This window comes from Halomicrococcus pelagicus (genome assembly GCF_050954125.1).
On record NZ_JBPBWC010000008.1, the window covers coordinates 104017 to 124226 of the forward strand.

The window sequence follows — 20210 nt, forward strand, 5'->3', positions numbered from 1 at the left end:
GTTCGCCCACGAGAACCATTTTCTGTACGTGCCCGCACCCTCCTGTACACACAGCCATAGACAGCGATATCAGCGCTCGTGAATTGTCATTCGAATATCTTCCTTCGGGCGCGAGGTGATTGTCTGAACTACCTCTAGATTCCGATCAGATCTGAGCTCGAGATGGTAGTTCTGATAAATCATCGCGAGCAGGAGTCGGGCTTCGAGCATCGCGAACCGATCACCGATACAGCGACGCGGTCCAGCGGCGAACGGGAAATATGCAAGCTGAGGCAGCGAGGACTGCATGTCATTCGCCCAACGCTCAGGTCGAAACGCGAGCGGGTCATCGTACCACCGGTTGTCTCTATGGACGACCCACTGACTCAGGAAGATCTTCGCACCTTCTGGAATCCGATAACCGCTGATCTGATCCGTTTCTTTCGCTTCTCGAACAATGCTTGGTACTGGAGGGAACAGCCGCATTGACTCTTTGACGATCTGCTCGGTGTAGGTTAGCTCGGACAAGTCGCCCATTGTTGGGCGCTCACCGTCGAGCACTGCATCGAGCTCCCTGACAAATTTCTCTTCGATTTCGGGGTGTTGAGCGAGCAGATACATCGTATAGGTCAACGAAACCGCAGTGGTTTCGTGACCCGCAGTAATGAGGGTGATCGCCTCATCACGAATTTGTTTGTCGCTTAGCGGATTGTCGTCATTATCACGTGCATCAAGTAGCATCGAGATGACGTCGTGTTCACCCGGGTTGGCGCGTTTCCGCTGAATGATTTCGGTCACGACACTGTCGAGCGTTTCACGAGCCTGCGCCATCCTTCGGCGAGACGGGAGTGGAACACTCTCCGGAAGAAGGAGATTCGAGAGGCTGGACGTTGCGGGCAGGAACGTGTTGACTGCGGATTCAATATCATCCACGTAGCGGTCGATCTCAACCCCGAATAACGCCTGAGAGACGATTCGGAGCGTTAACTCCATCATGTCCTCGTGGATGGAGCGTGTCTCTCCATCCGTCCACGCATCCAACATTGCCTCGGTCTGGTCTGTCATCATCTCTGCGTAGACATTGATCCGATTGGGATGGAACGCAGGTTGGATGAGATGACGGTTCCGCCGCCATTCCTGACCTTCACTGTTGAGAATGCCGTTACCGGTTAGCGGCCTGAGGACGCGCTGGAACTGTTCGCCCTTTACATAGTTGGTATTATTATGGACAAGAACTTGCCCGATATCTTCCGGGTGATTAAGCTGATAGAAATGATCGCCGGGACCTTTCCAGTGGACGATATCACCATACTCACGTGCCATCCGTTCCCTAAATTCTAACCCGCCCAGAATCGAACGCGGCATCGCACCAACAATCGGCAATCCAGACGGTCCCGGAGGGAATTCCTTAATCGCTGGGTCCGTGCTCATCAAGAGCAAGTATGCTCGTACAACTGATGAGACTAACTTCTAGCATACTAGGATGGATTAACGCCATCACCTACCCGGGTAGAAGTCCGCACTACTATGTACGCACACTGTAAAAGATCAGTATGCCGGCTGAAACGCTTCGCCAAGCTACTATCTTGCTCTCTCAGACGCAACAGACTGCTATTTTCAATTCAATACACCAGTCTGACGTAGTTTCCCTCGAATCAACTCGATACCTAGGTCCGTCAGCGAACGAGTATTTCATCGGATTATCCAGGCTGACTGGCAATCTCGCGGCCGCTGAAGAACTATTCGACGCGAACGATCAGGTACTGGAGTATGCTATCACAGGCACTGATGAGTACAGCCTCGTCTATGCTCATTATCAGAATATCGAGCCGGTTGAGGAACTAATTTCGATTCTGTATCATCACGATCTCGTCGTCAACTGGCCGATGGTACATCAACAAACCGGTGAAACCCCCGAGACCAAGATCACGGTCATCGGAACAAGTACAGGTATCCAGGGTGCAACTGCTGATCTCCCTAGCACAGTTAATATTTCTGTCGAGAAGATCAAGCACGTTCACCCGAGTGAAGATGATGAAATCGCTCAGTTGACTGATCGCCAGCAGGCACTGCTCAAGTACGCTATCCAAGCGGGCTATTATGAAGTACCGCGACAGACGACCCACCAAGAACTCGCCGAGTCCTTGAATCTCTCTCCCGGAACAGTAAGCGACCGTCTTCAGCGCATCGAGCGCCGAGTGATGAAGGCGTATGCACAGCAACTTTTTTGACGATTAATAGTATATAAAATAACATATATGCAATACAATGAATTACCTCTTTTGGCTCATAACCGATAGACGCCGACGAATTCCTCGTCCCATCGGAAGCCGAGGACCACTTTAGAGATCAGAAGGATTCGTCGGTGTACCGAGTGGATAGATATCTTTAGCGGCACCAAAATAATCATTGAATACGTACAAATATCCTAATCTTTCAGCATGCATATAGGCGACGAGAGTGACACCAGCAAACGAAAATGGTGGGCGCTGTCGAAAGAGGGCTATCGCTGTCGCGAACGTATCTGCAGTTAGGGATTCAACGTGGAAGTGAGCATTTTCTTCGATTCGGTCAAGAAAGTCGACAGCCGCCTCATGTCCTGTATGTGTCGTCAGTCCGTTCAACGTCTCCACCAGAATAAAGTCGAGAATTACTGCCTCCGGTAGTGACCCGTCATCGACACCCCGGACTATTGCAGTCCGTCAGCGTGTGCACTATCCTGCTGGTAGGCGGCTGTAAAGAGCACAGTCGTATCGACAAGTGCACATGGCATCTATTCGACGTCAATACGCCGTTGTCTCTTCACAGTCGGCCTGATCACGTTCGTAGTCGCCACGACGTAGTTCCGGGACAGAGGTGCGGCCGGCGTGCTTTGCCCGCGCGATGTCTTCGAGCCAGCGGACGAGGTCGTGTTGCCAGTCGTCTCGCAGTTCGTCGTCTGTGGCGTCGATGTCGGCGCTGGCCTGCGTCCAGGCGTCGAAGTCGGTGAGGGTGTCGGCGTGTTCGGCGACGGATTCTCGTAGAGCTGGTCAGTGATAAGGTTCGTGTGCGTCTCGCGGATGTGTTCCTCGCCACGCTCGTGCTCGGTGTTCGTGACGCGGTTGGTGAGATGCAGACAGTAGGTTTCGACGAGGTCGTCGATCGTCTCCTGCGGCACGACACCGTTCTCGTAGGCCTGTGAGCACGGAAGTCCAGTGAGAACGCGAGCCGCCGGCCGGTGACTCGCCTACAGCATGTCCTCACCGACGCGGCTCTCGTGGATTTCGAGATCGCCATTCCAGTACCCACCATTCTCGGGATTCTTGACGGCGTCCCGCAACACCCCTACTAACCATAATTATTGTTTTGAAAATATTGATGTGGGGGAGTAACATTGGTGCGCTCGATGGTTCGACTTAAGACCAGACGAGCGCTACTCAAAACGATCGGTGGCACAGCGACTGCAGCCGGTTTTGTCGGTACCGTGAGCGGTCGACAGCGGACCCGACACGGAAAACAGAATCGTGGGACACGCTACGCGGCGTTCAACGTGATCGAACTAGAGACAGAGCAGGTCCAGAAGCCGGGCGATCCGCAGGCTGAAGCGGCCGCCCGAGTCATTCAGGAGGTCCGGCCAGACATCCTCGTCGTCAATGAACTCACTAACAACCTCCAGCAGGACAAATACACCGACAGAACAAACATCGACGCGTTCGTTGAGAACTACCTCAGCGTCCCGCAACGGGACGACCTCGACGGCATTGACTACGAATACACGCTCCAGCCAAAGAGCAACACAGGCGTCCTCCCGGAACAGGACTACGACTTCAACAAAGACGGGACGTTCGGCAAACGGCCGGGTGACGCGTTCGGGTTCGGGGTGTATCCAGGTCACTATGCATTCGCGATCGCGAGCAAATACCCAATCGACACGTCGAGCGTTCGTTCCTTCCAGACGTTCAACTGGGCGGATATGCCCGGGAACCTCATTCCGGTAGCGGGCGAAGAAGGCGTCGTCACGGACCCCGAGGACGACGAAACCGCAATCTACCTCACAGAGGAGGACCTCGACGTCTATCGACTTCCTTCGAAGACCCACATCGATATCCCGTTTGAGGTTGAGGGGGCCACGGTCCACGGCCTCTTCGCGCACCCGACGCCACCCGGCTTCGACGGGGCGAACAACTTCAACGGAAGGTGGAACCACGACGAAGTCCGGTTCTTCGCAGATTACGTCGCTGGCGAAGACTACATCTACGACGACAGTGGCGTCCGCGGCGGTCTCGACGACGACGCCTCCTATGTTCTGATGGGTGACATGAATGCAGGCCCAGGTCTGGGTCGGGACGAGCGGCCACTCCATCCCGCCCAGAAGTTCCTCGTCGACAACGACGACTTCTACACCGGCCGCCTCCCAACGAGTCCAGGCGGGGTGCAACGCGGTCTCCCCACTGCAACACGGTTCGGCGGTGACTTCGAGGGCGTTGTCGAACAGATTGACTACGTCCTCCCCTCCCCAGACCTCTCGCTTCGCGCCTCATCGGTCGTCTGGCCAAGCAAGAACGCAACGAAGCAGAACCTTGGCGAGGACGTCAGTACGGCCTCGGACCACCGGCTCGTCTGGGCCGACATCGCGACGCATCCCGGCCACTGAAGGAAATTCGCCTGCACTGCCAGTAAATCGCCTCGAGGTCACACCCTGAGGCACTTGGTCTTCTTCGCCGATAGAGGCTCCTGATTGCGAGAGTAATATCACAATCCTGGGTGTTCTCGTCGTCCCAGAGACGCTCACAACACCCCCGGGACGGGGGGATAATTTCCCGTAGATAACGGTCGTTTGCAGTACTATCGGTTGTGATCACGTGCTGATTCCTCTATATAGAAATTTAATCCAATTAGTTATACGAACAATCTTTATACGGCTCGTGAATCTAGACGTCCGTACGACAGCCATTGGAGTGACGGACGACTACAGGGAGTCCGGAACGGCACTCTCTTTCCGCTCTGCGTGTGGTTTCTCGTTCTGCGTGCAATCGACGGCTGACTGGCGTAAGCGTCTCGTGTTGCCTCCACCCGCCCCATGGGTCAGTGGCGGAGCGTGGACGAGAACAATAGCAGTGATTGTGATATCACTTGCGTCGGCCTGCCGTCACGTCCGATGCAGCATCGAGCGTTCCATCACGTAGTGTGTCATGGCTAGTCGAAGCTCCCGTGTTTTCGGATGTCGGTATCACTGTCGTGTCGTTACTGATGGACAGTGACCGGCACCGACGGACCGAGACCTCGTCGCTGCGGTGAGATTGCCGCTCACGTCAGTTAGTCGTCGACGGCTCTGCCTCGACGTTTCGTTCGACACCGGTATCGAACGTGACGGTCTAGTTGACTCGGAGGACTTTGACCGTGATGCGACAAAAATCAGCACGACGATTCAGGCCATCGGTAGTTCGTGCTACGTATCGAGCGTACATGAGCAGGCCACTCCAAAGATTGAATCGTTCTGGCTCGATATCTCTCGTTGATGGTTGAGAAGGAAGCTGTGCGTCGCGCATACGATGAAATGAGTGAAGCGTACGCCACCCATCGTTCCGAAGATGGTCGTGGAATGGAAGTCTTAGCAGAATTTCTCGACTCGTGCTCGGAATTGTCTCGCATTCTCGACGCTGGCTGTGGACAGGGAACACCTGTTCTTCCGCGAATCAGTTCCGAAACGACGGCTATCGGCGTTGATTTTTCACGCGAACAACTCCAGCTTGCCAGGCAGAACGCCCCCGGTGTTTCGCTCCTGCAGAGCGATATGACTGCCCTTCCATTCGATGACGGTGTTTTCGATGCCGTCATCGCTTACTGGTCATTAATCCACGTCCCGATGGAGGATCATCAGACCGTAATCGACGAGTTTGCACGCGTCTTGGGCCCCAGTGGTCGAGTCCTCGTGTGCGAAGGGACCACCGAATGGATTGGTGAAAATCCAGATTGGCTCGATAGTGGCGTTGAGATGCAGTGGAACATCGCTGGAGCGAAAGCGACCCGGGACCAGTTACGGAATGCCGGTTTCGATGTTGTCGACAGTTGGGGTGTTCCCGAGACGCTGGAAGACGAGAACGACTCCAACGAGGACGAGACTGACCTCCCGTGGACCTTCTTTGCTGCCCAACTCGATGCGTAGATACGTACCTGGGGCTGACGATCATGAGGGGCCGAGCGAGTATAATCCTGAAGTCGATCACGAACGTCTCCAGGGGAAGAAACCGGTCCGGAAGGATCTGTTCAATCTGGTGCGGATGGCGTGGTGGCTTCCCCAGTACCGAGACGCCAGCACAGAGGAATTCATCAGCGACGTGAAAGACCTGCTCTCGCGATGGCCCTGGTACGACGAAGAAACGACGGAGTACTAGATCCGGTATGAACTCACCAACGATATCGGCGGTGAGATTCCCTCCCGATTAATTGTACGAATGATGATATGCAGCGGTACTGCATCGGGCGCGACCAATGTCCGTACTCGATCTATGGGAGCCTTCCGTTCCCGGATGAGATGTACGAGCAGATCGACGATTCTTCTTACTCCCCACCGAACTGAACGCGACTATTCTCCTTAACATACTAATTCTGTCACTTCTATCGCATAGCCTCTAAATGCAGATCAGGAGGTGAGGCTAAGGCTGAATAGAAATGGTTTCCGGTGGAACATCGACCGTCTTAGCGCTTTTCGACCCTCAACCCTAAGGTTGGAATAGTAACATGAGAAATCCAGCCTAAGGTTGGATAAGTAACAACACTTATTGTGGTACGATGAGGTGCTGTTTTCAATAGCGTGAGACGCTGTAACGCTGCATATACGATTTCCAGCTATCGAATTCAATCCTAAGGCTAGATTCAACGGACGCAAACCAGCCCTAAGCGATTATACGGGAATCTGCATTCGTTATATCGGTCTTCATACCTCGGAATTTGTCCAAAGGAAGGGTGGGGTACGAAGTGTGAATCCGGTGTGTTTCGTGAGGGGGATTTAGGGGTGGTCGGAGCGCAGTGTAATTCATAGAGCTATCAGTTTGAGAGAACACCATGCAGTAGTCGTGAAAGCGGGAGATAGTAGAGTAATGAGGGTGGTAAATGTATGACCAGACAGGGGAAGACCCGGAGTGGTCGCGTTCCTGGTGACAGCATCCCCATCTGTTTCAAATTGCGTAGAGTTTGAGTGAAGAACAGGAGGTCTCTTATCGGTTATCCAGGATGTGCTACTGCGTTGTGGTATCCGTGGCGAGCACGTCAGGTGCCTAGTGAGGGTACGATCTTCTCCGCGTCTTGTGTCAGCCTGAGTACTCCCCTGTAAGATGGTGGTGTGTTCCGTGGGTTGTTGTTCGCGCCGGCGACGGGCGACGGCGCTCACCGTGCCCGGCCTGCAAGACGACGTCCGTCTTGCAGTGAGTGCTGTGGCTGGCTGAGCGTCATCGGTGAGTGAATTCCATGTCCACGTTCAATACGTCGGAGTCAGCGAATGGAGCGAGCACAGGAACACAGACACGTCCAGCAGAGAACGGCGAACAGACGCGGTCGCAGTCGGCCTGGCCAGACGAGGAGAGCATCGAACCGGGAACACCACCACTGGAGATGTCGCAGTGTTCGGAGTGCGGCGGACGGCGATTCGTTTCGAAGTTGCTGGTGTACGAGGTGACGAGCTTCGACGAGGGCGGCGCGCGGGAGTTCCGGCGGCAGCACGTCCGCGCTGAGTTCGAGTATACCTGTAGCGAGTGCCAAACGATACTCCGGCGGCTGCCTGAGGATCGGCGCGACTACTACGACGAGGTCGACGTCCTGGACGTGGAACGCCGTGCAGCTCTCCGGGATCAGCTCCGAGAGTTGTGTCGTCGGGTGGGGCGACGGCTCTGGGTCACGAAGTCGTGGATTGCGCTCGTGCTCCTCGCGGTCGGAGTCGCGATGATCTGGCTGTAGCGGCTGGCTGCCGGGAACGAAGGCCGTCCACCCTTGTCAGGGTCGTGATGGCAGCCGCAGTTCGTCTTCGACTTCGTAGAGGTAGCCTTTCAACAGCAGTTGCTCGATGTGCGCTCGCGCGTCGGCACGTTCGACGCCCTGCTCCATGAGATGGGCGACGGCGTCCTCTTGGGTGAGGGTTTCGTCATCGTCTGCTGTGTCGAGGTACTGCTCGATATGATCGAGTGCGGCTTCCTCACTGGAGTTGATCGGCGTCCGCGAGTTCTCCATTACGTAGTGTATTGGTGTCTCCCGCTTTGACGATTGGGGTGTACGGCCCTGTTGAAACCATCAGAGCGTGACAGGATTGGCGTGCTACATAGAGAGTATATCTAGCAATTCTCGGATGGCATTGACCCTCGTTGTATCTCAGTTGGATGTGTCAAATTCTTCCTTGTGTTATGCCAATACTTACCCCGTTCTCTATGATATTGAATCACATGAACCATTCCCGCCGTGTGTTCTTCACCTCCGCCTCAACGGTTCTCACTGTCGCAGTCGCCGGATGCACTAGCTTACCCGGATCAACCGGACAAGCCAACAGTCCTCAACGGAATGCCGTGGATAATGGGAATCCGATTCCAGCTGCTCGATTACAGATGACAGCGGTAGAGAACAGAGACATCGGTGGACGGCATACTTTATCTATGAGGGAGAATTCGGAGAAAGGTCGACGCGTCATCAAGCGAGCCGTACAAAACGGGTCGACGAGAGTTGACGACCAATCACCACCAATCTGGAAAGGCAGTAGACCATGGGTGTACGACGGCAGTGTGTATCGAGTCTCGTATGAAGTACGAAACGAACGCCCAGCGACTCGCTACTTCTGGGATCTCACCCCTGTGCAACAGGCTAATAAAGATGGCATCGTGCATTTCGATGAGCTTCCGCGTCTCGATCGTGAGAAGTTTCGGTTAGTTGGCCTCGGAGACAACGCTGTGGAAGATGACACGCCACTCGATATCGGGAAGACGTTCGTGTACGCAAATGCTGACCGAAATCAGTCGGCACTCGTCCCGACTCCTGATCGCTCGGTTATTGAATGGAAGTCTGGCTCACGTGCGCGGTTCTCGATCACCGGCTCGAACTCCAAAGACGCGACGCTCAAAACGTACCAGTACACGTCTCATCAACTTGCACCGACCGTCGAAGCGTATGGTCAGCAGCTCCGCGACCAATATACGTTCGAACTCTCGGGGGTTGCTGATACAGATCGCAACCTCCTAAACCAAGCCATTGCAGAGCACGGATACACCGTCGAACGAGGCGAATCGCCTCCCAATGCATTCTGGTCGCTGGTTGATACATTCCAACAACATGAGGCAATCGCTGACAGAAAAGACGGTGTGACTGGAGACTATCTCACCACATACGATGAGTAGGTCTATTGGACGGAATTGATAAACGGGAACGACTATAGAGCGGGAAAAACGACCACGACAGAGCAGTAGAACGCTCGGTTCACTTTACTCCCAACGAGGATATCGAATGGCAGTTGATGATTGCAAAATTCGCACCACGAATGCAACAGCCAGTGAGTGGAGAGTGAAAGATACGCGCGTTCTATCTTGCAGCGGCTCACCCAGTTACCGAGCACCTGTCACAAACGGCGTGCTGAATAGAGAGGGTGTATACAGAACCGAGATCGGGTCGGCCCTACCGACTGTTTGTCTTGGTTCGGAATAGATACTCGCTCCCGCCAAAGATGGCGTAGAGAACGAGAGAGACCGGAGAAAGGTAAGCTGCGTAGAGGGCGAGGCCGAAAATTGTCTGGAGTGAGAGTATACCCTGTACGGCACCGACGATGAGCCACCCGAGAATCACGACCACGAGAACCACGAGAGGTGTGATTAGGTTAAACCGGAGGAAGATGGCGATGGGGAGTCCGACGAAGGCGATGGCGAGGACAACCATGGCCAGAAGATACCCGATAGTGTCAATCGAGAGATGAGCGAGGAACTCACTAACGTTCCATCCTGCGATGAGTAAGCCGGCACCGAAGTACAGACAGACCACGGCAAGACCAACGAGAATACCGCTGAGCGCTGCAGCGGCAGTGGAGAAGTGACCTCGTGCCAAGAGAGCGACCATACGTCACACTACATTGAGAGTGGTGATAAAGCTCAGCGTCGATTGAAACAGTGATGAGAGCATTGCTCACTATGCGCCCTGTATACAACACGGCCACTGAAACCTATCATCACTTGAGAATTTCAACAAGGCCGGGTGTAATAGTGTTTCCAAGGCCCAGCGACAAAAGAGGGTTTGTCGACGCCGAAAGGCGCGAGGCGCACTCACGACTGTGCCTCACGTGAATTCCCATGACTGGTCCAGACAGACTCGACGACACGGCAGCCAATCACGAACGGGTCGAAACCGAACTCATTGCCCAGGACCGGGACGCAGCCCGAGTTACGACGGCGGACGTCGACAAGACGATGGCGCGACAGCTCGTGAGTGACCTCGTCGACGACGGTGTCGTGACGGCAGTCCCCGATCAACGAGTGCTCGTCCACGAGCCGAGTGGTGAGGCGTTCAACTCGATTCGACAGCTGGCAGTCTTCCATCGTGGCTGGTCGGCCGCTCAGGACACCGGCGCGGAGGACGAGTGATGCAACAGATGCTCTCTGGCTGTGCGTTCTGTGATGCGCCCCTGGTTCGGAGACCGGTGACGCCCACACCTGGGGTGCCGACGAGCGAGTTACGCACGCGATCTGCGTCGACTGCGCTATCCAAGCGCACGTCGACCCCGTGGACCGAGATCACCATGCCTCTGACAGCTGTGGCCTCGTCGTCGACACGCTCGCAGCGCTCACTCGCTTCCGCGTGGAACTCGGGCATCTCGAGGGCCGCTATACCTCTGTGTCCGCTGTAGTCCAGGCAGGCCTGCAACGTACTGGACGCGGGATCTCGACGACGATCTCGTTCGAGACACCACGCCGCAGTAGCCGTCGACTAGCCCGTTCCAACAGGACACCTGCATTCGTGTGCAACCCATGTGCATCACCGAAACCGTTATCCGGCTATGTGCAGAACTTGCACATAGAATGAGCGCGAGTGACGAGCCCCGACGGGTCCATTTTCAGTCCCCAGAGTACCTCGTCGAGCGTCTCGACGCGATTGCGGAGCTCTTCGACAAAGACCGGACAGACGTCCTTGTCGAGGCAATCCGTGAGTACATCGAAGACACGGCCGACAGCGAGACATTCCAGGAGCTCGTCGCGACAAAGTACTACAACGACCAACTCGACTTCGAGACGGTCAAGCAACTGGTCGGCGCCGAGACCGCCCAACGGCTTCGGCTCCTCAAAGCGGATCTCGAGGACGAACCACTCGATATCGCCGCTCCCGACGACGTCGACATCTACGACGGGGATGCGACGACGGTCGACACCGTAGACGACGATCGATGAGCGGCCGGCCGCAGCTCCGAACGGTCGTGGCCGACACCAGCGCACTCGTCAGTCTCGACGTCCCACGAGCCGACGCCGACTACGACACTGACACCGACACCGCTCCGGATCCCCTCCAGTATCTCCTCACCTCGTGTGACGTCTCCGTCCCACCGGAAGTCGTTGCAGAGCTCCGTGACATGGCCCAGTACCAGGATATCCACGGCGCCGCGGCGTCGAACGTCCTCGCTGCTCGCACCCACTACACGGTCGACGATCCCTACGAGCGAGGCGACACGCCCGAGTCGCGGCCGACGTTCGGCCTCGACGATGGTGAAACCGACGGCATCGTTCTCGCGAACACTCTGGATGTCGACAGGTTTCTGACCGACGAGTTCGGCGGGACGAATTTCGCGCTCATCCATGCGGTCCTGCAGGGCTCGCGCATCGTCCCGACACCGCGGCTGCTCTGTGATTACGCCCGCAACGATCACATGACCCACGAGGAAGCACGAATCCTCATTACAACGATCGGCCACCATCGGAGGTGGGAGAACAGTCCCTACGTCGCGCAATTGCTGGCGCTTCTAGAGTAGACGCTCTCAAACCCGTTCTCTGACCACGCCCGTCTTGCAACGACAGAGATGCGCTCGATCGACAGAGTCCGAATCGGGACGACCACAGGCTGGTTCCTCAGAGAACTAAACACGGATCACGATGGCTAAGGACCCTTGTTGAAAGCACCCGGTTGCTCTGGCTGCCATGGATCCACGAATTGGTGTTTCTCAACGTGGCAGTAGTCGCTAGACTGCCGCTGGAAGTCACAGTGGTTTCGAAATGTGATCGCCAAACTGGTAGACTGCGATATCTGATTCAGTGTGTTCTGAATTATGTGACGGCTCGCCCCGCTCGCCGCTTTCCGCCCTCCGCGTCGCTCGCGACCGATCATTCCGGGCGTGCGGGCGCTCTACGCACCGCCCGCGCCCGTTCCGGGCTAAAGTGCATGTGCCCTCGACGCCAGCGCTTCACCCGTTCGGGTCCTGCGGACCTCGGCGAAGCCGACCGCGACGGACGTGGTTGCGTCGCGGCGAACGGGGAATGCGCTGGCCGCTCGCGGCGGGTCGGCGCGCGGTGCTGGATGGGTCTCCTCACTCGGGCGCGCTCTCGCTCGCGCCCCGGGGGGCGCTCACGAAGGCGCGAGCGAGAGCGCGCAGATGGGTCTGTCGGGCGTCGTCGTCGAGAAAACCGCGATGTAGGGATCGCGGTGTCGGGCGCGTGAGCGCCTTCGGATCGGTGAGATCCAATGGCTAGTAAGAACGTCTTCGGTAATGAGGTTTCGGTCGATGCACAGGCACTCGAACAAGCGGACGAAGCGGAAGTCGATGAAGATGGCTTCGAGGTCGTCGATGAGACACTCGAACTCAGGGCGACGGTCGATCAGGAGACCCAAGCGAAGGTGGATGCGAATCACCCGGACGGAATCAAGGAGACGGACAAAGAACGAATTCAGGGTGCGACGCTCGAACAAGAGGAGCGCATTCGGGCGCGGGAAGCGGAACTGGAGCGCATTAGCGTCCGGGCAAAAGTCAGTCGGCAGGATGGCCGGGAAAAGCGAGCGCGAGACATCGCGGCAGAGCGGAGCAAAGAGCGGCGTCGAGAGTTCCAGAAGCGTGCGGCGAGCGTGACCCCCATGGCGAATCCGGAGCGTCCGGACCCACGCGAGGAGCTGACCCAAGACGAGCTAGCAAGCGTGAACGAGCAGACGCGGCGGTTGGCCGAGAAATTGGATGGCTGGACGAGAACGGCGATCAGTCGGCGATTGGCCGAGCGCGTGGTCGAAGGAGCAAGCATGATGAGTGCGGTCGTCGGCGTCCACGAAGAATTGCAGACGGCGCCGGGGCAGGTGATTCCCATTGGGAAGCTCGAGGAGGTCAATCGCAAGGAGGTGAGCATCGACGGAACTGTGACGCAGCTGTGGGAGAGCAACTCGCCGGCCATTCAGCAAGTCGGACTCATCGAAGACGAAAGCGGGCAAACGAAGGTGACCGTCTGAAAGAACTCAAAGGCCCCGTGGATGACGGAAGGCGAGCAGGTGTGCATCCGTGGGGCGGCCCGGAACTAGTACGAAGGACGTGTTTCTCTCGCCGTGACCGGGTGGACGACCATCCAGTTCCCTGAGCGCGGTCGCTGGTGGGAATAGCCGGTCGTCGCACTCTTTTTTCTATGTGCCGGACCGACCCAAGCCCCGCCGCCCCACCCTCCGCTCTCGGCCTCCCGGTGGTCGGCCGGCAGCCACAACCTCGATATAAACAGCGAATACTGTGATAGAACCCCGGGGTAGGTGGGTGATTTCGAGGGGGTTTGTCTACGCTAGGAGAGGGCGCAGCGCCATGACGAGTCAGCCCTTAGACCGCCGCGACTTCGATTCGTGGTTCGCGAGCTTTTTCGACGGTGATGGGTGTATCAGCATGGAAATCTGCAAGCGGTCATCGAATACACTCGGCTACGAGATTGTTCCGATGATACAGACCGACAGCGCAGACATTCGTCTTGAGGCGGCGGTCAAGCGGTCGGCCCGGCACCCCATCTCCCTCCGGTGGCCGGGACAGATTTCGACCGTACTCGTGTTTGTGTGGCCCTGCATGGAGTGCGACGGAATCGGTGGGATGCCGTCCCCGAACCACACGGGGTGGCGGACCAACGGTGGTTCGCACGGCGATGACATGGATTCCGACGGGGTGGTTCGAGGGAGCTCCGCTCCCTCGTCATCACGAAAATCGCCGATTTTCGAACGACCTCAGTGGCCGGGCCACAGCCCTCTATGAGGGTGGAAACGAGAGTTCCCCCGGTGTGTCGCCGGGCCCCTCTGAGTGCGGGGTGGAACCTCGAATGTCACACTCGGCGGCAATCCGATGGTCGGATTCCACGTCCGTCAGGGCGTGGAGGAGGTCAAGCGGTGCCGTTAGTGAGTGCGATAGCAGTCATCCAGAGCAATCCGACTCCAATCACTCCGAGAACTGCTCATATCGCACCAGATAAGACGGACAGGACGGCATCGCGCCCCCCTCGATAGGCCGCCTTGTACTGCGCGGTAGTTCCGAGGGAATCATCAGCCATACGACGTAGTTCGGTTAAAGCCACCAAATAGATTGCCGGTCAGAAATCAGGTGAATACTGTTCTTGTTCCACGTCTAAACAAGCCCGAACCTACCTATAAATTGACTAAAATGGGCGCCGTCATCGCGATCCGTGCCCGCGTCGAGGCTGCGGTCGACCGGTTCGAGTCAGAGACTGACTGGGAACTCGGCATCGGCGGTGGCGAACCTGGCTACGATGGATGTCGCCCGCGACCTGCCGAAGCGTGACCCCATCCAGTTGCTCGACCGTCTCGGGTTCCAGTCGGTCAAGGACAAGTTCCCGTTCTAAAGCAGGGTGTGAAGCTCGCTCAGTGACAATAGATGCATAGATTATGGCATTTGCAACTATAGTACGAAAGCCTGTTCGACGGAATCGGAATTCGCTCGTGGTCCAGTGGGGTGTTTTAACTCGATTACTCTCAAGTGAGCCCTCCCTCGCAAAGTCGTTCGACTTCGACCGGCTCGTGTAAGCAACAAGTAAGTCGGGTTGACCGACCGGGGGTCAGGAGTTCAGGGATCGTCTCTGATGGAGGGGGCCGGCGACTTGAGGCAATCTCGCTCCCGGCCGTGTACACCGGTGAGAAGCGCACTCGAGTTCACAGTATTGTATGATCTGGGAAATACTTTAGTCCGTTCCGACCCAACCGTCGGATATGAGCGACACGTTCGTCGTCGTCGGTGGCGATGCCGCGGGAATGAGTGCGGCGAGCAAGGCCAAGCGCGAGGATACGGGCGTGGACGTGGTCGTCTTCGAGAAGGGGCAGTGGGTCTCCTACGCCGCCTGCGGGATGCCCTACTACGTGAAGGGCGATGTCACCGAACTCGAGGATCTCGTCGCCGTGACGCCGGATCGGTTCCGCGAGGAGCGCGATGTCGACCTTCGGACCGGCCACGAAGTCGTCAGTATTGACCCGGAACGTGAGATGGTCACAGTCGACAGCGACGGCGAGCGGTTCGAACAATCATACGACCACCTTCTCATCGGGACTGGGGCGAGTGCTATCGTCCCTCCGTTCGACGGCGTCGACCTCGACGGTGTGTTCACTATCCACGACATGGACGAGGCTGGCGAGATCGAGTCGTACGTCACCGAGCAGTCACTGCAGCGGGCCGCCATCGTCGGCGGTGGCTACGTCGGCGTCGAGATGGCCGAGGCGCTGTCCGCCCGCGGCGCCGACGTTGCCCTCTACGAGATGCTGCCGCACGTCCTGCAGCCGTTCGGCGAGCCGGTCGCTGAGGTCGTCGAGGAGCACCTCCGCGATCAGGGCGTCGACCTACACCTCGATACCGCCGTCTCCGGGTTCGACGGTGACGGCCGCGTTGACCGCGTCGTCCTCGAGGACGGTGAGTCCGACCCGGCGGATGTCGTGATCGTGGGCGTGGGCGTGATACCGAACGTCGACCTCGCAGAAGAGGCCGGGATCGAACTCGGACCGACCGGCGCTATCGCAACTGACGAGTACGGTCGAACGAACTACGAGAACGTCTACGCTGCAGGCGACTGCGCTGAGGCTCGTCATGTTGTCACGGGCGAGTCGGCTCATGTTCCGCTGGCGCTGACCGCTAACCGCGCAGGTCGAGCGATCGGGCAGACGGTGACGGGCTCGCCAACGCTGACCGGCGATATTGCGGGTACAGCTATCGTAAAGGCCTTTGACCTCGGTGCCGCGAGGACTGGCGTCATCGACGAAGAGCGGGCTAGCGAGGCTGGCTTCGACCCGGTCTCGGTAACGATTACTGACGAGTCGCGCCCCGGCTACTACCCCGGCAGCGAAGAGATACAGATCACGCTCGTCGCGGATCGGGACTCCGAGCGACTCCTCGGCGGCAGCGTCGTCGGCGCAGAGGGAGCCAAGCGCATCGACACGGTAGCGATGGCCCTGCACGCCGACACGACTGTGACGGAGCTGCAGAACACGGATCTGGCGTACGCACCGCCGTTCAGCCCCGTTTGGGACCCAGTTCTCACGGCCGCCAAGGTCCTCTCAGGGAAACTCGAATGAGTACAAACAAGTCCATTGCTGTCCCCGAGTACCACTCGGAGCTCGTGGAACTGACGCTAGATCTGCTGTCGGTCGACACGTCGAACCCGCCCGGCGACACGCGTGAGATCGTCGATCTGATCGAGGCATGGCTAGAACCGCTGGACGTCGAGACCGAACGGTTCGCAGTCGACCCCGCGAAACCGAATCTCCTCGCGACGGTCCCCGGCGAGAGCGATCGGACGTTGCTCTTCAACGGCCACCTGGACACGATTCCGTTCGACGCGGACGAGTGGTCCCACGACCCGCTGGGGGAGCGCGCCGGCGACCGAATCTACGGGCGTGGCGCGACCGATATGAAAGGCGCCGTAGCGGCGATGCTGGTCGCCCTCCGGGCGTACGCTGAGAGTGGGACGACCCCGCCAGTTACCCTCCTGTTCGCCTTCGTCAGCGACGAGGAGGTCGGCGGCGACGCCGGTCTTCCGGCGCTATTGGATGCCGGGTACCTCGACGCAGACGCCTGTGTCATCGGCGAACCGACCTGCGAAGAGGGGCGTCACTCGGTAACCGTCGCCGACCGGGGAAGCATCTGGCTGACGCTGGAGGCGAGCGGCGATGCCGCACACGGTTCGCGACCGGCGCTGGGCGAGAACGCTGTCGATCGTCTCTACCGAGCCGTCGAGACGATGCGTGAACGCTTCGGGACACGTGAGCTCCACGTTGCTTCCGAGATGGCACCCATCGTCGAGGAGTCCGTCGAGTACTACGCGCCCACAATGGGCGAGGCGACCGCCCGCGACCTCTTTCGGCACCCGTCGATCAACCTCGGTGTCCTCGAGGGCGGTGAGGCGATCAACACCGTCCCGCAGGCTGCCCGTGCGGAAGTCGACGTCCGGCTGACCGCGGGCGTGGACACGTCAGACGTTCTCGCAGACGTCCGAGACTGCGTCGCGGACTGCGAGGGTATTACGATAGCGGACGTCTCTTGGAGCGTCGGGACCGCGGAACCGATCGACAGTCCGCTGGTTGAGGCCGTCGCGGCGACCGCAGCAGACGTGACGGACGAACGCGTGTACCGCCGGAGCGCGACCGGTGGCGGCGACGCGAAGCGCCTCCGGAACGAGGGGATCCCCACGGTCGAGTTCGCCCTCGGCACCGATACCGTCCACGCCGTTAACGAGTACACGACAGTCGACGCGCTGGTCGGGAACGCGGCCGTGTACGCACGACTCCCTAGCGTCTGGACAGACGCGTGTTCAGACGCCTAAGCCACTTCCGCAACCAGTATTGCCCGATCGACCCAAGATTATTAAAATTCGCGGCACGTACCCTCAATCCATGAACAATAGCGAGCCATCAGCTGGCGCTGACGCAGTCGACGCCAGGAAGATGACCCCCCTTGAACTCTGGGAGGACGTACCCGGGCTTCAGGAGGGGACCTATTTGAATTTCGGTGCACACGGACCGAGCCCGCAGTACGTCGTCGACGCGGCCGACGAGTTTCTCCGCTCACACGAATACGAATCTCCCATCGACAGCGACCCCTACGAGGCGGCCTTCGACGAGTTCGACCGCACGAGAGAACGGCTCGCTACCTTCGTCGGCGCAGGGGCCCGACGAGATCGGGCTCACCGAGAGCACCACTGCCGGGATCAACGCCATCGCGAACGCGCTCGACTGGGTGCCCGGCGACGTCGTCGTCCGGACTGACCTCGAACATCCAGCGGGCCGGCTCCCCTGGCAGCGACTTGAGCGAGAGGGCGTCGAGGTCCGTGTCGTCGAAACGGAGGAAGGGCGGATCGATGAGAATGCCTTCGCCGAAGCCGTCGCCGACGCCAAGCTCGTATGTTTCAGTGCCGTGACTTGGACTCACGGGACATATCTGCCCGTCGCGGACCTCGTCGATATCGCTCACGACGCGGGCGCGTTTGCACTTGTTGACGCTGTCCAGGTACCTGGCCAACTGCCGATGGACGTCAGTGAGTGGGACGCGGATGCCGTCGCCGCGGCGGGCCACAAGTGGCTGCTCGGGCTGTGGGGCGGCGGGTTCCTCTATGTCGACCGTGATGTCGCTTCTGATCTGGCGCCCCGGACGGTTGGGTATCGAAGCGTGGAAGCACCTGACGCAGATCCCTTCGAATATGCGGCGGGCGCACGCCGCTTCGAGGTCGGTTCTGCGAATCCCGCGCCGCACGTCGCTCTCCGGGAGGCCGTCAACGCGATCGATGAGGTCGGCGTCGATGACATTCAGGACCGGATTCGAGAACTCGTCGAACGGTTCGTCGAGTCGGTGCCTGCCGACCAGCTGCACAGCTCGGCGACCCCGGAATCGGGACTGGTGACCATTGACGTCGACGACCCGGCGGCGACAGTCGATCGACTCGCCGACGCGGGAATCGTGATCCGGTCACTCTCCGAGCCCGAGGCAGTTCGCGCGTCGATCCACGCGGTCAACACGGCACGGGACGTTGACCGGCTCATCGAATCGCTCGAGTCCGAGTGGGACTGATCTTTCGGAGCGCCGTAGTTCTGGAGGGCGAATGAGCGCTCTTCCACCGGTTGTTCTGCTCCACAGTCGTTCAATACCATGACCACTGCCGCGAGTGGAATCGAAAATCCCTGCCAGCGTCGACATGTCCGGAAAGGACGACGCGACCTCCTGACTAGCACTAGATTCGAAACGACCGTTGCCCGCTGGTCGTCCGCCAGGATCGTTTTTCATCCCCGGGGAGAGGTGCGGGGTGCACGGAGAGCGCCTCGCGGTTCGACCAATGGCAACGATTCCAATCTACGTTCGATGCTTCGACGAAGACGAACCGAGCGATACCAATGCGGTGTGTCCTGAATGCGGTGGGCAGGCCAGAACGAACGCGGTCGAAACGGTCTGTGAAGATTGCGGGCTCGTTATCGACGAGCAGCGAATCGACCATGGACCCGAATGGCGAGTATACGATGATGACGAGCGCGAACGGACGGGTGCGCCGCTCACGGCGGCACGGCACGACAGGGGCCTGTCGACCGAGATCGGGCACGGAGCAGACGCGAACGGGAATGCACTCTCCGGACGGAAACGGCCGCAAGTAGCCCGAATGCGGCGCAAACAGACTCGAGGACGGTTTCAGTCGAAAGCGGAACGGAATCTCGTACACGGACTGGGCGAAGTCCGCCGGCTGGCGAGTGCCCTCGAACTCTCCGATTCGGTCCGTGACCAGGCGTGTCAGCTCTTCCGGAGTGCCCAGAGCGAGGATCTGCTTCGTGGCAGATCCATCGAGGCGATCGCCGCGGCGAGCGTGTATGGGGCCTGCCGGTGTAACGGGCTCTTGCGGTTACTGGGCGAGGTCAGCGAAATCGCCCGCGTCACGGAGTCACGAGTCACGAATGGGTACAAAACGCTCAACGAAGAACTGGGCCTCCCTGCCAAGCCCGTCTCCCCCAGTATGTTCGTGCCGCGACTCGCTTCGGCCCTCGACTGTCCGGATGGGATCCGGCAGCGGGCCCGAACGCTCGCGGAGCGGGCTGAAGAGCGCGGCGTAACGACGGGCGTCAATCCGGCCGGGTTCGCGGCCGCCTGCCTCTACAAGGCCGGTCGCGAAGAGGGGCGATGGCTGACGCAAAGTGACGTTGCCGAGTCCGGGAATGTTACGCCAACCACGGTCCGGACGCACCACGAGACGTTAGAGGAGCAGGTAGCCTGACAACGCTCATCTACAAGCACTGCCATTAGATAGTTTCCTCAGGAAATTATTTGT

At 58.6% G+C, this 20210-nt stretch carries 16 protein-coding genes and 5 pseudogenes; 17 read left to right on the top strand and 4 right to left on the bottom strand.

What is annotated here, in order from left to right; all coding sequences use genetic code 11:
* Positions 1–69 precede the first annotated feature (69 nt).
* Complete coding sequence (locus ACRYA2_RS15565; protein ID WP_433629993.1) at positions 70–1410, bottom strand: cytochrome P450; 1341 nt, start codon at positions 1408–1410, stop codon at positions 70–72.
* Positions 1411–1532: 122 nt separating this feature from the next.
* Between ACRYA2_RS15565 and ACRYA2_RS15570 the strand changes: the two genes are divergently transcribed.
* A complete protein-coding gene (locus tag ACRYA2_RS15570; protein ID WP_433629996.1) occupies positions 1533–2210 on the top strand; it encodes a helix-turn-helix domain-containing protein in 678 nt (225 codons plus the stop codon).
* Positions 2211–2321: 111 nt separating this feature from the next.
* On the opposite strand, the pseudogene ACRYA2_RS15575 reads toward ACRYA2_RS15570, so the two are convergent.
* A pseudogene (locus ACRYA2_RS15575) lies at positions 2322–2752 on the bottom strand (type II toxin-antitoxin system VapC family toxin).
* 94 nt (positions 2753–2846) lie between these two features.
* Here ACRYA2_RS15575 and ACRYA2_RS15580 point away from each other — a divergent pair.
* The 5 genes and pseudogenes from ACRYA2_RS15580 to ACRYA2_RS15600 all read left to right on the top strand — a co-directional run bounded on the left by ACRYA2_RS15580 (position 2847) and on the right by ACRYA2_RS15600 (position 7911).
* Positions 2847–3002: a hypothetical protein gene (locus ACRYA2_RS15580; protein ID WP_433629998.1), complete on the top strand. Its 156-nt coding sequence runs from the start codon at positions 2847–2849 to the stop codon at positions 3000–3002.
* Between the two features lie 506 nt (positions 3003–3508).
* On the top strand, positions 3509–4612 hold the full coding sequence (locus ACRYA2_RS15585) for an endonuclease/exonuclease/phosphatase family protein (RefSeq protein ID WP_433630001.1): 1104 nt from the start codon (positions 3509–3511) through the stop codon (positions 4610–4612).
* 864 nt (positions 4613–5476) lie between these two features.
* A complete protein-coding gene (locus ACRYA2_RS15590) occupies positions 5477–6124 on the top strand; it encodes a class I SAM-dependent methyltransferase (protein ID WP_433630003.1) in 648 nt (215 codons plus the stop codon).
* A 61-nt stretch (positions 6125–6185) separates the two neighbouring features.
* A pseudogene (locus tag ACRYA2_RS15595) lies at positions 6186–6538 on the top strand (primase-associated protein); the annotation flags it as partial.
* Between the two features lie 887 nt (positions 6539–7425).
* The gene (locus ACRYA2_RS15600; protein WP_433630006.1) at positions 7426–7911 is read left to right on the top strand and encodes a hypothetical protein; all 486 of its coding nucleotides are present in this window, start codon (positions 7426–7428) and stop codon (positions 7909–7911) included.
* Between the two features lie 36 nt (positions 7912–7947).
* On the opposite strand, the gene ACRYA2_RS15605 is transcribed toward ACRYA2_RS15600, so the two are convergent.
* Complete coding sequence (locus ACRYA2_RS15605; RefSeq protein WP_433630009.1) at positions 7948–8181, bottom strand: hypothetical protein; 234 nt, start codon at positions 8179–8181, stop codon at positions 7948–7950.
* Positions 8182–8888: 707 nt separating this feature from the next.
* Here ACRYA2_RS15605 and ACRYA2_RS15610 point away from each other — a divergent pair.
* Complete coding sequence (locus ACRYA2_RS15610) at positions 8889–9332, top strand: hypothetical protein (protein WP_433630012.1); 444 nt, start codon at positions 8889–8891, stop codon at positions 9330–9332.
* Between the two features lie 274 nt (positions 9333–9606).
* Here the strand turns inward: ACRYA2_RS15610 and ACRYA2_RS15615 are convergent, their stop codons facing one another.
* The gene (locus ACRYA2_RS15615) at positions 9607–10041 is read right to left on the bottom strand and encodes a hypothetical protein (protein WP_433630015.1); all 435 of its coding nucleotides are present in this window, start codon (positions 10039–10041) and stop codon (positions 9607–9609) included.
* A 230-nt stretch (positions 10042–10271) separates the two neighbouring features.
* Between ACRYA2_RS15615 and ACRYA2_RS15620 the strand changes: the two genes are divergently transcribed.
* The 10 genes and pseudogenes from ACRYA2_RS15620 to ACRYA2_RS15665 all read left to right on the top strand — a co-directional run bounded on the left by ACRYA2_RS15620 (position 10272) and on the right by ACRYA2_RS15665 (position 20156).
* Positions 10272–10562, top strand: coding sequence for a DUF8069 family protein (locus ACRYA2_RS15620; RefSeq protein WP_433630018.1), 291 nt, complete (start codon positions 10272–10274; stop codon positions 10560–10562).
* A pseudogene (locus ACRYA2_RS15625) lies at positions 10562–10898 on the top strand (DUF7558 family protein). The gene ACRYA2_RS15620 and the pseudogene ACRYA2_RS15625 overlap by 1 nt, the downstream one beginning before the upstream one ends.
* A 99-nt stretch (positions 10899–10997) precedes the next feature.
* On the top strand, positions 10998–11363 hold the full coding sequence (locus tag ACRYA2_RS15630; protein ID WP_433630021.1) for a hypothetical protein: 366 nt from the start codon (positions 10998–11000) through the stop codon (positions 11361–11363).
* Positions 11360–11938, top strand: a complete 579-nt coding sequence (locus tag ACRYA2_RS15635) for a hypothetical protein (protein WP_433630024.1) — start codon at positions 11360–11362, stop codon at positions 11936–11938. Before ACRYA2_RS15630 ends, ACRYA2_RS15635 begins: the two co-directional genes overlap by 4 nt.
* Positions 11939–12415: 477 nt before the next feature.
* Complete coding sequence (locus ACRYA2_RS15640) at positions 12416–12598, top strand: hypothetical protein (RefSeq protein ID WP_433630027.1); 183 nt, start codon at positions 12416–12418, stop codon at positions 12596–12598.
* A 47-nt stretch (positions 12599–12645) separates the two neighbouring features.
* Positions 12646–13542: pseudogene (locus ACRYA2_RS15645) on the top strand (DNA-binding protein).
* A gap of 1590 nt (positions 13543–15132) precedes the next feature.
* Entirely contained in the window at positions 15133–16482 is a 1350-nt protein-coding gene (locus tag ACRYA2_RS15650) for an FAD-dependent oxidoreductase (RefSeq protein ID WP_433630029.1), read from the top strand.
* The gene (locus ACRYA2_RS15655) at positions 16479–17729 is read left to right on the top strand and encodes a M20 family metallopeptidase (protein ID WP_433630031.1); all 1251 of its coding nucleotides are present in this window, start codon (positions 16479–16481) and stop codon (positions 17727–17729) included. Before ACRYA2_RS15650 ends, ACRYA2_RS15655 begins: the two co-directional genes overlap by 4 nt.
* A gap of 121 nt (positions 17730–17850) precedes the next feature.
* A pseudogene (locus ACRYA2_RS15660) lies at positions 17851–18970 on the top strand (aminotransferase class V-fold PLP-dependent enzyme).
* Between the two features lie 262 nt (positions 18971–19232).
* Entirely contained in the window at positions 19233–20156 is a 924-nt protein-coding gene (locus tag ACRYA2_RS15665; RefSeq protein ID WP_433630034.1) for a transcription initiation factor IIB, read from the top strand.
* The last annotated feature ends 54 nt before the right edge of the window (positions 20157–20210 follow it).

Bases quoted from the DNA above. Each gene is read 5' to 3' on its own strand.
- ACRYA2_RS15600 (WP_433630006.1), top strand. From the start codon at position 7,426: ATGTCCACGTTCAATACGTCGGAGTCAGCGAATGGAGCGAGCACAGGA.
- ACRYA2_RS15650 (WP_433630029.1), top strand. From the start codon at position 15,133: ATGAGCGACACGTTCGTCGTCGTCGGTGGCGATGCCGCGGGAATGAGT.
- ACRYA2_RS15665 (WP_433630034.1), top strand. From the start codon at position 19,233: ATGGCAACGATTCCAATCTACGTTCGATGCTTCGACGAAGACGAACCG.
- ACRYA2_RS15630 (WP_433630021.1), top strand. From the start codon at position 10,998: ATGAGCGCGAGTGACGAGCCCCGACGGGTCCATTTTCAGTCCCCAGAG.
- ACRYA2_RS15570 (WP_433629996.1), top strand. From the start codon at position 1,533: ATGCCGGCTGAAACGCTTCGCCAAGCTACTATCTTGCTCTCTCAGACG.
- ACRYA2_RS15620 (WP_433630018.1), top strand. From the start codon at position 10,272: ATGACTGGTCCAGACAGACTCGACGACACGGCAGCCAATCACGAACGG.
- ACRYA2_RS15655 (WP_433630031.1), top strand. From the start codon at position 16,479: ATGAGTACAAACAAGTCCATTGCTGTCCCCGAGTACCACTCGGAGCTC.
- ACRYA2_RS15590 (WP_433630003.1), top strand. From the start codon at position 5,477: ATGGTTGAGAAGGAAGCTGTGCGTCGCGCATACGATGAAATGAGTGAA.
- ACRYA2_RS15635 (WP_433630024.1), top strand. From the start codon at position 11,360: ATGAGCGGCCGGCCGCAGCTCCGAACGGTCGTGGCCGACACCAGCGCA.
- ACRYA2_RS15605 (WP_433630009.1), bottom strand. From the start codon at position 8,181: ATGGAGAACTCGCGGACGCCGATCAACTCCAGTGAGGAAGCCGCACTC.
- ACRYA2_RS15565 (WP_433629993.1), bottom strand. From the start codon at position 1,410: ATGAGCACGGACCCAGCGATTAAGGAATTCCCTCCGGGACCGTCTGGA.
- ACRYA2_RS15615 (WP_433630015.1), bottom strand. From the start codon at position 10,041: ATGGTCGCTCTCTTGGCACGAGGTCACTTCTCCACTGCCGCTGCAGCG.